This window comes from Streptomyces sp. 8P21H-1 (assembly GCF_013302945.1).
The window spans coordinates 1-12,990 of the sequence record NZ_JABTYA010000285.1 but is presented as its reverse complement, the minus strand read 5'-3'; the positions used below and the strand labels follow the sequence as shown (position 1 = coordinate 12,990).

The 12,990-nt window shown below is 72.5% G+C and carries 12 protein-coding genes; 6 read left to right on the top strand and 6 right to left on the bottom strand.

The window, feature by feature from the left end; all coding sequences use genetic code 11:
• Positions 1-234: 234 nt before the first annotated feature.
• Entirely contained in the window at positions 235-1,443 is a 1,209-nt protein-coding gene (locus HO151_RS06110) for an epoxide hydrolase family protein (protein WP_173895080.1), read from the bottom strand.
• A 173-nt stretch (positions 1,444-1,616) separates the two neighbouring features.
• Here HO151_RS06110 and HO151_RS06105 point away from each other — a divergent pair, with 173 nt between their 5' ends.
• Positions 1,617-2,099 (top strand): VOC family protein, encoded by a 483-nt coding sequence (locus tag HO151_RS06105; RefSeq protein WP_173895079.1) that lies wholly within the window; start codon positions 1,617-1,619, stop codon positions 2,097-2,099.
• A gap of 30 nt (positions 2,100-2,129) precedes the next feature.
• Here the strand turns inward: HO151_RS06105 and HO151_RS06100 are convergent, their stop codons facing one another.
• Positions 2,130-3,125 (bottom strand): SGNH/GDSL hydrolase family protein, encoded by a 996-nt coding sequence (locus tag HO151_RS06100; protein ID WP_173895078.1) that lies wholly within the window; start codon positions 3,123-3,125, stop codon positions 2,130-2,132.
• Between the two features lie 247 nt (positions 3,126-3,372).
• On the opposite strand from HO151_RS06100, the gene HO151_RS06095 reads away from it, so the two are divergent.
• Positions 3,373-4,068 (top strand): L,D-transpeptidase family protein, encoded by a 696-nt coding sequence (locus tag HO151_RS06095; RefSeq protein ID WP_173895077.1) that lies wholly within the window; start codon positions 3,373-3,375, stop codon positions 4,066-4,068.
• Between the two features lie 118 nt (positions 4,069-4,186).
• Positions 4,187-4,399 (top strand): hypothetical protein, encoded by a 213-nt coding sequence (locus HO151_RS06090; RefSeq protein WP_173895076.1) that lies wholly within the window; start codon positions 4,187-4,189, stop codon positions 4,397-4,399.
• 62 nt (positions 4,400-4,461) lie between these two features.
• Here HO151_RS06090 and HO151_RS06085 read toward each other — a convergent pair whose 3' ends face one another.
• The 4 genes from HO151_RS06085 to HO151_RS06070 are packed head-to-tail and all read right to left on the bottom strand — an operon-like array spanning position 4,462 to position 8,354.
• The gene (locus HO151_RS06085; protein WP_173895075.1) at positions 4,462-5,289 is read right to left on the bottom strand and encodes a carbohydrate ABC transporter permease; all 828 of its coding nucleotides are present in this window, start codon (positions 5,287-5,289) and stop codon (positions 4,462-4,464) included.
• A 19-nt stretch (positions 5,290-5,308) separates the two neighbouring features.
• Positions 5,309-6,238 carry a carbohydrate ABC transporter permease gene (locus HO151_RS06080; protein WP_173895074.1) on the bottom strand — a complete coding sequence of 310 codons (930 nt, stop codon included), beginning with the start codon at positions 6,236-6,238 and terminating at the stop codon, positions 5,309-5,311.
• Positions 6,228-7,574, bottom strand: coding sequence for an extracellular solute-binding protein (locus HO151_RS06075; RefSeq protein ID WP_173895073.1), 1,347 nt, complete (start codon positions 7,572-7,574; stop codon positions 6,228-6,230). Before HO151_RS06075 ends, HO151_RS06080 begins: the two co-directional genes overlap by 11 nt.
• A gap of 45 nt (positions 7,575-7,619) precedes the next feature.
• Positions 7,620-8,354 (bottom strand): sugar isomerase domain-containing protein, encoded by a 735-nt coding sequence (locus HO151_RS06070; protein WP_173895072.1) that lies wholly within the window; start codon positions 8,352-8,354, stop codon positions 7,620-7,622.
• A gap of 199 nt (positions 8,355-8,553) precedes the next feature.
• On the opposite strand from HO151_RS06070, the gene HO151_RS06065 reads away from it, so the two are divergent.
• The 3 genes from HO151_RS06065 (at position 8,554) to HO151_RS06055 (ending at position 12,959) form a co-directional block, all read left to right on the top strand.
• Entirely contained in the window at positions 8,554-11,481 is a 2,928-nt protein-coding gene (locus tag HO151_RS06065) for an alpha-N-acetylglucosaminidase TIM-barrel domain-containing protein (protein ID WP_173895071.1), read from the top strand.
• Positions 11,482-11,632: 151 nt separating this feature from the next.
• Entirely contained in the window at positions 11,633-12,352 is a 720-nt protein-coding gene (locus tag HO151_RS06060) for an ATP-dependent Clp protease proteolytic subunit (RefSeq protein WP_173895070.1), read from the top strand.
• A gap of 1 nt (position 12,353) precedes the next feature.
• Positions 12,354-12,959, top strand: coding sequence for an ATP-dependent Clp protease proteolytic subunit (locus HO151_RS06055; RefSeq protein ID WP_173895069.1), 606 nt, complete (start codon positions 12,354-12,356; stop codon positions 12,957-12,959).
• Positions 12,960-12,990: the final 31 nt, after the last annotated feature.

The window sequence follows — 12,990 nt, the reverse complement described above, 5'->3', positions numbered from 1 at the left end:
CGCGGCCCACAGTCCGAGCGCGGCGACCGCGAGCATGGCGATCAGCGCGGCGAGGACCGTGGCGAGGGCCTGGACCCAGCCGTGTCGGGCCACTGCCCGGTCGGGGGCTGTCCGGAGGCTCACCCCGTCACGCTAAGCAGGCACTCCCCGGCGCGCCTGTCGGGAGGGCCGTCCGCGTCGGCCCGCGGACGGCACCGGGCCGTCGCGGCCTTCGTGCTCCACGCCCCGGCCCCCTCATCCCCCCAGGGTCCGCAGGTGGCGGAAGAACGCCCGGATGTCGCCGACGAGCAGGTCCGGCTCCTCCATCGCCGCGAAGTGCCCGCCCCGGTCGAACTCCGTCCACCGCACGACGGTGTCCGTGCGGTCCGCGAGGTGCCGCAGCGGGATGAAGTTGTCCCGGGGGAAGACGGCGAGCGCGGTCGGTGCGGTCGACGGCTGCGGCCGCGTCCCCCCGTCGCCCGCGTGCGCGCGCTCATAGTAGATCCGCCCGGACGAACCGGCCGTGCCCGTCAGCCAGTACAGCATCACGTTGGTGAGCAGCAGGTCCCGGTCGACCGCGTCCTCGGGGCGCTCGTCCGAGTCAGTCCACTCCTTGAACTTCTCCGTGATCCAGGCCAGCTGGCCGACGGGGGAGTCCGTGAGCGCGTAGGCGAGCGTCTGCGGGCGGGTCGACTGGAGGTCGGCGTACCCCTGGCGTTCGCGGGTCCACTCCTGGTGGCGCCGCCAGGAGGCGAGGGTGCGCTCGCGTTCCCGGGGGCTCAGCCCCGCCAGCTCCTGCGGAGTCGGCTCGGTGGTGGCGTGGGCGCCCGGCAGCAGGTTCAGATGGACGCCGATCACCCGGTCGGGGTGGGTACGGCCCAGTTCGCGGGAGATCGCCGCGCCCCAGTCGCCGCCCTGCACGCCGAACCGCCGGTGGCCGAGCCGGTCCATCAGCACGGCGAACGCGGCGGCGACGCGGCGGAACTCCCAGCCGGTGTCCCGCGTGGGTCCCGACAGGCCGAACCCGGGGATGCTGGGCACCACCACGTGGAAGGCGTCGGCGGGATCGCCACCGTGGGCCCGCGGGTCGGCCAACGGGCCCACCACGTCCAGGAACTCGGCGATCGAGCCGGGCCAGCCGTGCGTGACGAGCAGCGGTGTGGCGTCCGGTTCCGGCGAGCGGATGTGCGCGAAGTGCAGGCGCGCCCCGTCGACGACCGTGGTGAACTGGGGCCACTCGTTGAGCCGGGCCTCCGCCGCACGCCAGTCGTAGGAGTGCCGCCAGTACTCCGCGAGTTCCCGCAGATAGCCGCGCGGAACCCCGCGGGCCCAGCCCACGCCCGGCAGCTCGTCCGGCCAGCGCGTGCGGTCCAGGCGCGCGTGCAGGTCGTCGAGGTCGGCCTGGGGGACGTCGATGCGGAAGGGGCGGAAGGGCCGGACACGGTCACCGTGCGGGGAGGTCATGACGGGCCATGCTAATTCCGCGGCAGGCCGCCCCGGCGACCGTCCCGGCACCCGCCCGGTGTCCGCGACGGTCATCGTGCCACCGCTTCACCGCTTCACCGCTTCACCGATGAGTTCTCCGCCCCGGAACGGTCGGTACACATGACAGCGTCACCGCTCTCCAGGAGGTACCCATGAGCACCGCCGGATTCACCACATGTCTCTGGTTCGACGGCCGGGCGGAGGAGGCCGCGGACTTCTACGTCTCGCTCTTCAAGAACTCCGAACTCGGCAGGGTCAGCCGGTACACGGAGGCCGGGCCCGGACCCGCCGGTTCCGTCATCACCGTCGACTTCGTGGCCAACGGCCAGAAGTTCGTCGCCCTGAACGGCGGACCGGAGTTCACCTTCAACGAGGCCATCTCCTTCCAGATCGGCTGCGCCGACCAGGCCGAGGTGGACTTCTACTCGGACGCGCTCACCGGGAGCGGCGGCGAGCAGGGCCCCTGCGGCTGGGTGAAGGACAGGTTCGGCGTCTCCTGGCAGGTCGTCCCGTCCCGGCTCATCGAGATGATCAGCGACCCGGACCAGGAGAAGGCGAACCGCGCGACGGCCGCGATGCTGAAGATGCACAGGATCGACATCGCCGCCCTGGAGAAGGCGTACGCCGGGGAGTGAGGCGCGGGCCGGGTACGCCCCGCACGCTGCTTAGGACCTGTCGACCGCACCGGCGATCGTGTCGGTGATCACCCGCGTGACGCGCAGGATGCCGGGGGAGCGGACGGGACAGGGCCTGGGCTTCGAGGTCGTGGGGGCCAGGCAGAAGTGCAGGGGGTCGTCGTCGCGGTGCAGGGCCGTCCGGCCGCTGCCCGGCCGGGTGCAGTACGGCCGGTGCGCACGCTCGTACGCGGTGCACGGCAGGTACTGCGTCCAGGTGTAGCGGGCCGTGGCCGGGCTCACGGCCCTTCCGGCGTCCGCGAGCAGCTCGCCGGACGCCCGTGCCTGCCGCTCGTAGACCGTGTTGACCCGCCGGACCCGGTCGGGGGTGACCGGGTCCGGCCCCTGGAGCACCCAGACGATCCTCGTCCCGCCCGCGGCGCCCGAGACCTGGTCGCTCAGACGCCGGGCGTCGGCGGTGTACCGCGCCAGGTACGCGTCCCGTGCCCTGTCGTACGTGACGCCGTCCATGCAGGGCGTGTAACCCCATGCGTTGCCCCAGAACTGCAGCACGACGAAGTCCGGCCGCAGCCGGCGCACCAGCGCGGCCGCCTTGTCCGCCGGCGGGACGAGCGAGGCCTCGGCCGTGCCCTCCAGGTAGTCGCACAGCGTGGTGCCGGAGTACGGGGCACTGGTGTAGCGCGCTCCCACCTCGTCCCGCAGGAGTCCGCCGAGGACCTCCTGGTTCTCCGTGGCCAGGGAGTCACCCAGGTAGAGGACGGTGGGGCGGGGGCGGTCCCCGGCGGGGGCGGTTCCCGCACCGGCACCGCCCCTGGCCCCGGACGCGGACGCGGACCCCGGGGTGGAACCGGTCGCGGCGCCGGCTCCCGTACCCGCTCCGGGTGTGCCGGCCGCGCGCTGATGCGTGGTCGGACCGGCCCCGGACGACGGGGGAGCGGACGCGGCCCCGGGCTCCGACGAGGGGTCACCGCACGCGGCGAGCAGCATCAGCCCCGCCAGCATTCCGACGATCCACGGCTTGCGCATGCGGCAACTCCCGCCCCTGCCACCGAAAACGGCCCTCAGACAAGCACAGCGGGCAGCCGGGGGGAAGACCGACGCCCGTACCGGTCTCCTCCGTACCGGCTTTCGCCGGACACTCCCTGTCAAGATCATGTCACTGTTTGGTTGCGATCGACCGGGAGTCCGCAACCGATGCCCACCGGCGCGCGTCCAGTTGACGCGGATCGACCGATCGATCCGCGAGGACCACGTCGAAGAGAAGGGCCTGCCCATGGGGGACATACGCAGACCGGCAGCCGTCGCACTGGGCGTCACCGCGCTGGTGGCGCCGCTGACCGTCGCAGTGGGCGTGGCGCCTGCACAGGCGGCGAGCTGCACCACGAGCAGCGGTCCGTACCAGAAGCAGGTCGAGAAGTTCCTCGGCCGGCCCGTCGACGGCAGGCAGTCCGCCGCCGACTGCAAGGCGATCAAGGCGTTCCAGACCCGGCACGGCATCACCCCGAACATCGGCTACGCGGGTCCGGTCACCTGGGGTGTGATGGACCTCATGACCAAGCAGAAGGCCGTCGGCAAGAAACCCAACGCGGCCGGCAAGTGCCCGGTGAACAAGGGCCGCATAGCCTGCGTGAACCTGACACTCCAGCTCAGCTGGATCCAGGACGGCAAGACCCTGGTGTACGGGCCGGTCCCGGTACGCACGGGCCGTGACGGCTACGAGACCCGCACCGGCCTGAAGAAGGTCTACTGGCGCAACATCGACCACGTCTCGACCATCTACGACGTGCCCATGCCCTACAGCCAGTTCTTCGACGGCGGCCAGGCCTTCCACTCGGTCGGGGTCAGCATGTGGAACCCGCCCGGCTCGCACGGCTGCGTCAACATGACGAAGACGGACGCCAAGAAGTACTGGTCGCTCCTGAAGAAGAACGACGACGTGTACGTGTACGGCCGCAAGCCGGGAACCTGACCGGGCCGGTCGGGCCGTTCCCGTCCCGGCTCCCGGGAACGGGAACGGCCGGCGCAAAGGCGCCGAAGGCGGTACGGATCACAGCTGTAACTCACATGGTCTTCACGCAGAGCCCCGTATGATTCACGGTATGTCCACCACTTGCCGCCGTGCGCCGGGAGCCACGCAACGATCAGCCGCCGAGGTCAACGAGGAGATCCGGGCCCTGTGGCTCCGGGCCGGCGGAATGCTGAGCGGTGAGCAGCGGCGGCAGTACCAGCGTCTCGTCCTGGAGTGGGCGGCGGCCGCGCCCCGGTCCGAGGCGTCCTCGGACGCGTCGCAGGCGGCCTGACCGCACGTCCCGCCCCGCCCCCGCTCCCTCCGCCTGTCGTGCGGGGAGGCCGCGCGCCCTCGTCACCCCTTCATCGCGCCCTGCAGCAGCCCCGCGATGAAGCTGCGCTGGAAGACGACGAAGAGGATCAGGACCGGCAGCATCACGATGATCGTCCCCGCTGCAAGAGTGGGGATGTCCGTGCTGTTCTGGCCGACGAAGAAGCCCAGACCCGCGGGCGCCGTGTGCCTGGTGGTGTCCTGGATCAGGACCAGCACCAGCAGGAACTGGTTCCACGACCACATGAAGACGAGCAGCCCCAGCGTCATCAGGGACGGGCGGGCCAGCGGCAGCAGGATCCGCACCAGGATCGTGGCCGACGAGGCGCCGTCGATCCGGGCCGCCTCCACCAGGGACATGGGCGTCGACCGGAAGTGGGTGCGCATCCAGAACACCCCGAACGGCAGGAACAGCGCGATCTCCACCAGGATCACGCCGAGGTACGAGTTGGTCAGGCCGAGGCCGCGCAGGTCGAAGTAGAGCGGCACCACGATCAGCTCGACCGGGATCGTGAGCCCCGCGACGAAGAACGCCGCCACCGCGTCGCCGCCGGGCAGCCGCATCGTGCCCAGCGCGTAGCCCGCCAGCGCGGCCAGCACCAGGCAGGCGGGGACCACCCCCAGGGCGATGACGAGGCTGTGCCGGATCAGGTCCGAGAACCCGGCCACCGACCAGGCCGTCTCGTAGTTGCTCCAGCTCCACCGGTCCGGCCAGGTCAGACCCACCACCGGGGTGCCCGCGGGCTGGAGCGAGGCGAGGAAGACACTGAGGAACGGGACCACGACGACGAGCGCCATGACGGTCAGCAGCGCGTAGCCGGACCAGCGTTCCGAGCGCGCGACGGTGTTCATGCCTGGCACCTCACGGTGTTCATGTCTGGGACCTCGACAGACGGTTGATGAGGTAGACGATCCCGAGTATCAGACAGCCCAGGACGACGGCCAGGGCCGCGGCGAGCCCCACCTTGCCCTCGGAGAACGCCAGCCGGTACACGAGCAGGCCGGGGACCGTCGTCTGCTCGCCGGGGCCGCCGTTCGTCGTCACGTACACGATGTCGAAGCTGGCCAGCGCGGCCACCGTGGTGACGGTCATGGCGACGGCGAGTTCACCGCGCAGGTGCGGCAGCGTCACGGAGACGAACTCGCGGACCGGCCCCGCGCCGTCGATCCGGGCCGCCTCGTACAGGCTGGGGTCCACCTTCTGCACACCGCTGAGGAAGAGCATCATGCACAGGCCGCTCAGCACCCAGGTGCCGACGAGCCCGACGGCGATCAGCGCGGCGCCGAAGTCGCCCAGCCACGCGCGGGTCACCCCGTCGAGCCCGACCGCGCGGAACACCTGGTTGACCACGCCGTCGTCCCCGTACAGCCAGCGCCAGGTCACGCCGACCGCGACGAGCGGCACGACCTGCGGCAGCATGAACAGGAAGCGGTACGCCCCCATGCCGGGCCGCCGGTAGCGGGCCAGCAGGCCCGTCGACAGCAGCCCGAGCACGATCGGCACGAAGGAGAAGAACACCACGAGGACCAGGGCGTTGAAGACCGACCGGCGCAGGATCGGGTCCTGGAGGATCTCCGCGTAGTTGCCGAGCCCGACCCAGTCGCCGAGCGTGACGCCGTCCCACTCGAACAGCGACAGGTACGCCGTGTGCAGCGCGGGCAGCACCGCGAACGCGAAGTAGACGGCGAACGCGGGCAGGACGTACACGTATCCGCGCCACGGGCTGCGGCTGCGCACCCGCTGACCGCGGACCCGCTGCTCGTCGCCCCGCCCGCTGCGGACCGGTGGGCTACTCCCCATGGTGGTCCTCCCACTCGTCCTGAAGGGAGTCGAGGTACTCCGCGGGCCCGATCCGGTCGGCGATGAGCTTCTGGACGCCGGAGCGCAGCCGGTCGAGCATCGCGGGCGCCGCGAAGTCGGGGAACGTGGTGATCCCGTCGTCGGCGACGGCCCGCCGGTGGCCCCGCGCGATGTCCGCCAGCACACCCGCCGGTTTCTTCACCGCATCGGGGTTGGGCGGCAGGAAGCCGTTGTCGCTGATGATCTGGCCGGCCTCGGGCGAGGTCAGGAAGTCCAGGAACACGCCCGCCGCCTCGGGGTGTTCGGTCAGGGACGACACGGCGTACGAGACGCTGAACCCCGACGCCACCGTGGGGGAGCCGGCCCGCTCGCCGGGCATCGGGAAGAACCCGACGTCGTCGCCCATGACGGCGGCCAGCTGCCCCGCGGCCCAGTTGCCGTTGATGAGGAAGACGCTGTCGCCCTCGGCGAACCGGGCGGTCGAGTCGACCTGCGCGGTGCCGTTCGCGGACTCGCTGTAGTACCCCTTGCGGCCCCACTCGACCATGAGCTCACTGGCCTCGACCGCCGCCGGGTTCTCCATCGTGGCGCCCTTCCTGCCGTTCACCCAGTCCCAGTACCGGTCCGTGGGCATCAGCTGGTTGAGCAGCGCGGCCCACAGGTGCAGGCCGCCGGAGTCGAGCGCGCCGACGCCGAGCGGGGTCAGGTCCGCGTCCTTCGCCGCGGCGAGCTGCTCCTCGAACTCCGCCAGCGTCCTCGGCGGGGAGTCGATCCCGGCCCGCCGGGCGAGTTCCTTGTTGTAGTAGATGCCCGTCATGGACAGGCCGGCCGGCACCCCGAACAGGGCCCGCCCGCCGGTGGCCTCACTGGTCCGCCCCGCGGTGAGCTGGTCGAGGCTGACCGGGGGGACCGCCTCGTCCCAGCCGTACGCCTCCCGGTAGGGCGCCAGGTCGAGGACGTGCCCGTCCGCCGCGAGATCGGTCATGCCGACCGCGTACTGCGCGATGTCGGGCGCGGTGTCGGAGGTCATGGTCAGCTTGAGGTTCTGGACGTAGTCCGAGAACGTCTTGTACTGCGGCTCCACCTCGATGCCGGGGTGCTTCCCCTCGAACGCCGCGATCAGCGCGTCGACCATCAGGGGGGCGTCGGCGAACTGCAGGCGCAGGGTGACGTCCCCCTCCGGCACGGCGGTCGAGGACGGCACACTCGTGGGGCCCGGTTCCGCCGTCGCGCTGCCCGGGGTGAGCGCCTCGCACGCGGCGAGCGGGAGCACGAGGGCGACGGCGCAGACCGCCGCGGCGGCGCGGCGGCGCGCCCGGTGCGTGCTGTCCCTCATCGGCCATCGGCCTCCTTGCCTGGTCTCGTCGGTCGGATCGGTGGGTCAGCCCCTCGGGCAACGGTCGCCGAACCGCTCCAGCAACGCGTCGTTGCGGCGCTCGGCGTCGGCGTCGGTGTTCTGGCTGACGATCAGCGGCGGCCGCTGCCCGTGGTGTTCGGCCAGCAGCTGGGCGGCCCGGCAGGTCAGCGCGTTGACCAGGGCCGCCCCCAGCACCGTCGACAGGGCCCCCACCGCCAGGTCGCCCAGCGGCACCACCGTGTCGCCGGGGCTGCCGTGGGTGTCGATCACGATGTCGGCCACGTCGAGCAGCCGCAGTCCGCCGGTGTGCCGCGACCCGGCGGCCAGCGAGTGGGCCCGGCTGGTCACGGCGACCACGGTCGCGCCCGACTCCCGGGCACCGAGCGCGAATTCGACGGGCACGGCGTTGATCCCCGAATTGGAGATCACGACCACCACCTCGCCCGCCCTGATGTCCGCCGTACGCAGGATCGCCGCGGCGTACCCGCCGACGCGCTCGGCCGCGCCGGCGCGGCGCGGGGCGACGGGGGAGAGCGCCGGGTCGGCGATGACGTCGACCGGCGCGAGCCCTCCGGCGCGCATCAGCGGTTCGAGCGCCACGAGCTGGGAGTGGCCGCTGCCGAAGTAGTGCACGACGCCCCCGGCGGCGACGCTGTCCGCGACGGCGCGGGCGGCACGCTCGATCGAGGGCCGCTCGGCGGTGGCCAGGGCGGTGAGGTTCTCCTGGAGGGCGGCGAAGTAAGCGAGATCGGCGTTCATCGTATCGAGGCCACCTGAGGTGTCGAACGGAGCCGCTGACGTGGCTGTGGACCGTACCACCGCCGTACGGACCTGCCCAGACCCGCGGTCGATCCGACTTGTTTCAGGCCCGGTTCCTTGACTGCGCCGCGTGACGCGTCTAGCTTCTTGGGTTCCGTGGTACGTACCACAGTCGATGTCGGCAGGAGCGGTCCGGACGATGACACCTCCCGGGGAACCGGACGCCGGGACCCCGGCCGCCGGGCGGCTGCTCGCACGCCTGCTGGGGGAGCGGGCCGCGGAGTTCACCGCGGACGTGGTCCCCGGGACCGGCGGACCCGACTGGTACGAGATCGACGCCGGGCCGGCGGGCGTGACCCTGCGCGGGTCCAGCGGGGTGGCGGTCGCCTCGGCGCTGCGCCACTACCTGCGGACCGCCTGCGGAACCCAGATCACCTGGGACGCCCCCGCCCCCCGGCTCCCGGACCGGCTGCCGCGCACCGGCAGCACCGCCCGGACGACCTCCCCGTACCGCCACCGCTACCACTTCAACGTCTGCACCTTCGGCTACACCACGGCCTTCTGGGACTGGGCCCGCTGGGAGCGGCACATCGACTGGATGGCCCTGCACGGAGTGACCACACCGCTCGCGATGACCGGCCTGGAGGCGGCCTGGCAGCGGGCCCTGCTGGCCGCCGGCCTCGACGACGCGAGCGCCCGGCGCTTCCTCGGCGGACCGGCCTACCTGCCGTGGAACTGGCTCGCCTCGCTCGACGGCTGGTGCGGCCCCCTGCCGCAGAGCTGGATCGACGCGCACGCCGGTCTCGGCCGGCGCATCCTGGACCGCGAACGCGCCCTGGGCATGCACCCCGTCCTCCAGGGCTTCTCCGGGCACGTCCCGCGGGAGCTGGTCGCGGACCGGGGCGCCCGGTCGACGACCCTCCCCTGGTGGGACTTCGAGGTCGGCCTGCTGGACCCGCGCGACCCGCTCTTCGAGGAGTTCGGCACCACCCTGCTGACCGAGCAGACCCGGCTCTTCGGCACCGACCACCTCTACGCCGCCGATCCGTTCATCGAGACGACCCCACCGGTGGGCGACCCCGCCGGCATCGCCCGGGTCGCACGGGCCGTGCACGGGACGATGACCGCGGTGGACGAGCAGGCCGTCTGGGTCCTCCAGGCCTGGCCCTTCTCCTACCGCTCCCGCTACTGGACCCCGGAGCGGACCCGGGCCTTCCTCGACGCCGTCCCGGACGACGGACTGCTCGTCCTGGACCTGTGGGCCGAGCACCGGCCGGTCTGGCGGCGCACCGACGGCTACCGCAAGAAGCCCTGGGTGTGGTGCATGCTGCACAGCCTCGGCGGACGCCCCGGGCTCTACGGGAACCTCGACGAGATCGCCACCGGCGCCGCCCGGGCCGCCACCGACGCCCACGGCGGTTCGCTGTCCGGGATCGGCGCGAGCATGGAGGCCTTCGGAGGCGACCCGGTCCTGTACGAACTGCTGGCGGACGTCGCGTGGCAGGGCTCCGTCGACGACGTACGGACCTGGCTGGAGAACTGGACCCGCGCCCGCTACGGCCGTGCGACCCCCGGACTGCTGCGCGCCTGGGAACTGCTGCACGCCTGCGTCTACTCGGCCGACGGCCCCGGCCCGCCCGGCTCGGTGGTCATCGGCAGGCCCACCCTGGAGGGCGACCTCCGGCACGAACTCCCCGTGCACCTGTCCGGCCCCCCGTCCCCCGACGTACCACCGGACCTGGCCGAGGCATGGACGCTGCTGGCCGGGGAGGCGACACCGGAGGACAGCGCGGGCCCGCTCGGCCGGGACCTGTGCGACGTCACCGCCCAGGTGCTCACCCACCGGGCGTGCGAACAGCAGTGGCGGGCGGCGGACGCGGCCCTGGCCCGGGACGCCGACGGCTTCCACCGGGCCGCCGGTGAACTGCTCGCCACCGTCGAGGACCTGGACACCCTGCTCGCCACCCGGCCCGAACACCGGCTGGACGCCTGGCTGGCCGACGCCCGCAGCTGGGCCACCACCCCGGCCGAGGCCGACCTCTACGAGGGCAACGCGCGGCGCCTGCTCACCCTCTGGGGCCACACCCGCAGCGCCCTGCACGACTACTCGGGCCGCCATTGGTCCGGCCTCGTCCGCACGTTCCACCTGCCCCGCTGGCGCAGCTGGTGCGAGCACATCGGCCGGGCGCTGGAGACCGGATCCCCCTACCGGGCCGAGGAGTTCGAGGCGGCCCTGCTCGCCCAGGAGGAACGCTGGGCGGCCGGCCGGGGCCGGACCGGCGCACCGGGACCGGACACCGCGGGTGCGACCCTGGACGTGGTGCGTACGCTGATGCCCCGCCACCGTGTCCGGCGGGGACAGCGGACAGGTGCGAACCGCGGAGTGGATGTGACGGTCGAGGACAGGCCTCCGGACGACGGCCCGGCGACGGACCCCTACAAGCACGAGGCGCTGCGGCGACGGCTGCAGGCCGACATCGCCCGGATGCGCCCCGACGAGGCGCTGCCCACCGAACGGCAGCTCGCCGAGCGGTACGACGTCAGCAGGGCGACCGCCCGGCGCGCGCTCCAGGCCCTGCGCGAGGACGGCCTGGTCCGCAGTGTGCGGGGCGTCGGCACGTTCGTCTCGCATCCCCGGATCACCAAGACGTCGACGCTCACCTCGTTCTCCGAGGACCTGCGCTCACGCGGCTACCGGCCCAGCGCCGAACTCCTGTCCGCGGAACTCGTCGAGGCCGACCTGCACCATGCCACGGCCCTGGGCGTCGACCCCGGCACCACCCTGCACCGCATCGAGCGCCTGCGCCTCGGCGACGGCTTCCCCATCTGCCTGGAGACGGTCCACCTCTCCGCCGAGCGCTTCCCGGACCTGGACGAGTCGCTCCTGAAGGGCTCGCTGTCGGAGGCCCTGGAACGCACCCGGGGCGTCCGTGTCGTGCGCGCCACGCAGCAGATCCGCGCGGTCAACGTGACCGGCCGCCAGGCCGGTCTGCTCGGCGTCAAGGAGGGGTCCGCCGCCCTGCTGGTCCGGCGCACGGCGTTCGACGGCACGGGGCACGTCGTGGAGTACGGCGAGTCGCTGTGCCGGGGCGACCTGTACGAGTTCTCGCTGGTGGTGACGGTGTAGCACCCCCGCCCCGGGCGGGGCGGGCCGCGTCCCGGGCCCGCTCTGCCGTCGGCGAATCTGCTGCGGGCCGAGATTCCTTCCGCGCCGCCGCCGGCGGTCCGAGGGTGGGGGCACCGCGGCGCTCCGGGCCGCGCCACCACCAGGAGGAGCGATGGCACTCAGCAGTACCGCACCCGGCTTCGGGCCGAGGGCGGGGGCCAGGGCCGGATACGGCCACAGTCACAGTCACGGTTACGGTCAGGACCCCTCCCGGGCACCGCGGGCCGAGGAGGGCGACACCCCGCCGTCGCGGTTCGACGACCACCTGGCCGCCCAGCTCCTCAACCAGCGCATCGTGTTCCTCGGCACCCAGGTCGACGAGGTCTCCGCGAACCGGATCTGCGCGCAGCTGCTCCTGCTCTCCGCGGAGGACCCCCGCACCGACATCGCCCTCTACATCAACAGCCCGGGCGGATCCGTCCACGCGGGCCTCGCCGTCTACGACACGATGCGGCTCATCCCGAACGACGTGTCCACCCTGGCCATGGGCTTCGCCGCGAGCATGGGGCAGTTCCTGCTCACCGTCGGCACCCCCGGCAAGCGCTACTCGCTCCCGAACGCGCGGATCATGATGCACCAGCCCTCGGCCGGCATCGGCGGTACCACCGCCGACATCGCCATCCAGGCCGAGAACCTCCGGTTCACCAAGGAGACCATCGAGCGCATCACCGCCGAACACACCGGCCACAGCGAGGAGACGATCTCCCGCGACGGCGACCGCGACCGCTGGTTCACGGCCGAGCAGGCGCGGGAGTACGGCATGATCGACCGGGTCGTGGAGTCCCTCGACGACGTCCGCCCGGCCTCCTCGAAGCGACGGATGGGACTCTGAGGTGAGCCAGTACACGATCCCGAACGTCGTCGAGAACACCCCCCGGGGCGAGCGCGCCTACGACATCTACAGCCGGCTGCTGTCCGAGCGGATCATCTTCCTCGGCACCGAGATCGACGACGGCGTGGCCAACGTCGTCATCGCCCAGCTGCTCCACCTGGAGTCGGCCGGCCCCGAGCGGGAGATCGCGATCTACCTCAACTCGCCCGGCGGCTCGTTCACCTCGCTCATGGCGATCTACGACACGATGAGCTTCGTCAGCGCGCCCGTCTCCACGTTCTGCGTCGGGCAGGCCGCCTCGACCGCGGCGGTGCTCCTGGCGGGCGGGGACCCCGGCCGCCGGTTCATCCTGGAACACGCGCGGGTCCTGCTCGGCCAGCCCGCGAGCGGCGCCGCCCGCGGCACCGTCTCCGACCTGGCCCTGCAGGCCGAGGAGATGCTCCGGATCCGCTCCCAGGTCGAGGACGTCCTGTCCCTGCACACCCACCACTCCGTCGAGACCCTGCGCGCCGACATGGACCGCGACAAGGTCTTCACCGCACAGGAGGCGGTGGCGTACGGGCTCGCCGACGAGGTGCTGAGCCGGCGCCTGGCGGCCGCCGCCTGAGGAAGTCCGCCCCGCGCGGCGGCCGCCGCGC

Coding starts and splice junctions, on each gene's coding strand:
- HO151_RS06110 (WP_173895080.1), bottom strand. CDS start 1,443: ATGACCTCCCCGCACGGTGACCGTGTCCGGCCCTTCCGCCCCTTCCGC.
- HO151_RS06105 (WP_173895079.1), top strand. CDS start 1,617: ATGAGCACCGCCGGATTCACCACATGTCTCTGGTTCGACGGCCGGGCG.
- HO151_RS06100 (WP_173895078.1), bottom strand. CDS start 3,125: ATGCGCAAGCCGTGGATCGTCGGAATGCTGGCGGGGCTGATGCTGCTC.
- HO151_RS06095 (WP_173895077.1), top strand. CDS start 3,373: ATGGGGGACATACGCAGACCGGCAGCCGTCGCACTGGGCGTCACCGCG.
- HO151_RS06090 (WP_173895076.1), top strand. CDS start 4,187: ATGATTCACGGTATGTCCACCACTTGCCGCCGTGCGCCGGGAGCCACG.
- HO151_RS06085 (WP_173895075.1), bottom strand. CDS start 5,289: ATGAACACCGTCGCGCGCTCGGAACGCTGGTCCGGCTACGCGCTGCTG.
- HO151_RS06080 (WP_173895074.1), bottom strand. CDS start 6,238: ATGGGGAGTAGCCCACCGGTCCGCAGCGGGCGGGGCGACGAGCAGCGG.
- HO151_RS06075 (WP_173895073.1), bottom strand. CDS start 7,574: ATGAGGGACAGCACGCACCGGGCGCGCCGCCGCGCCGCCGCGGCGGTC.
- HO151_RS06070 (WP_173895072.1), bottom strand. CDS start 8,354: ATGAACGCCGATCTCGCTTACTTCGCCGCCCTCCAGGAGAACCTCACC.
- HO151_RS06065 (WP_173895071.1), top strand. CDS start 8,554: ATGACACCTCCCGGGGAACCGGACGCCGGGACCCCGGCCGCCGGGCGG.
- HO151_RS06060 (WP_173895070.1), top strand. CDS start 11,633: ATGGCACTCAGCAGTACCGCACCCGGCTTCGGGCCGAGGGCGGGGGCC.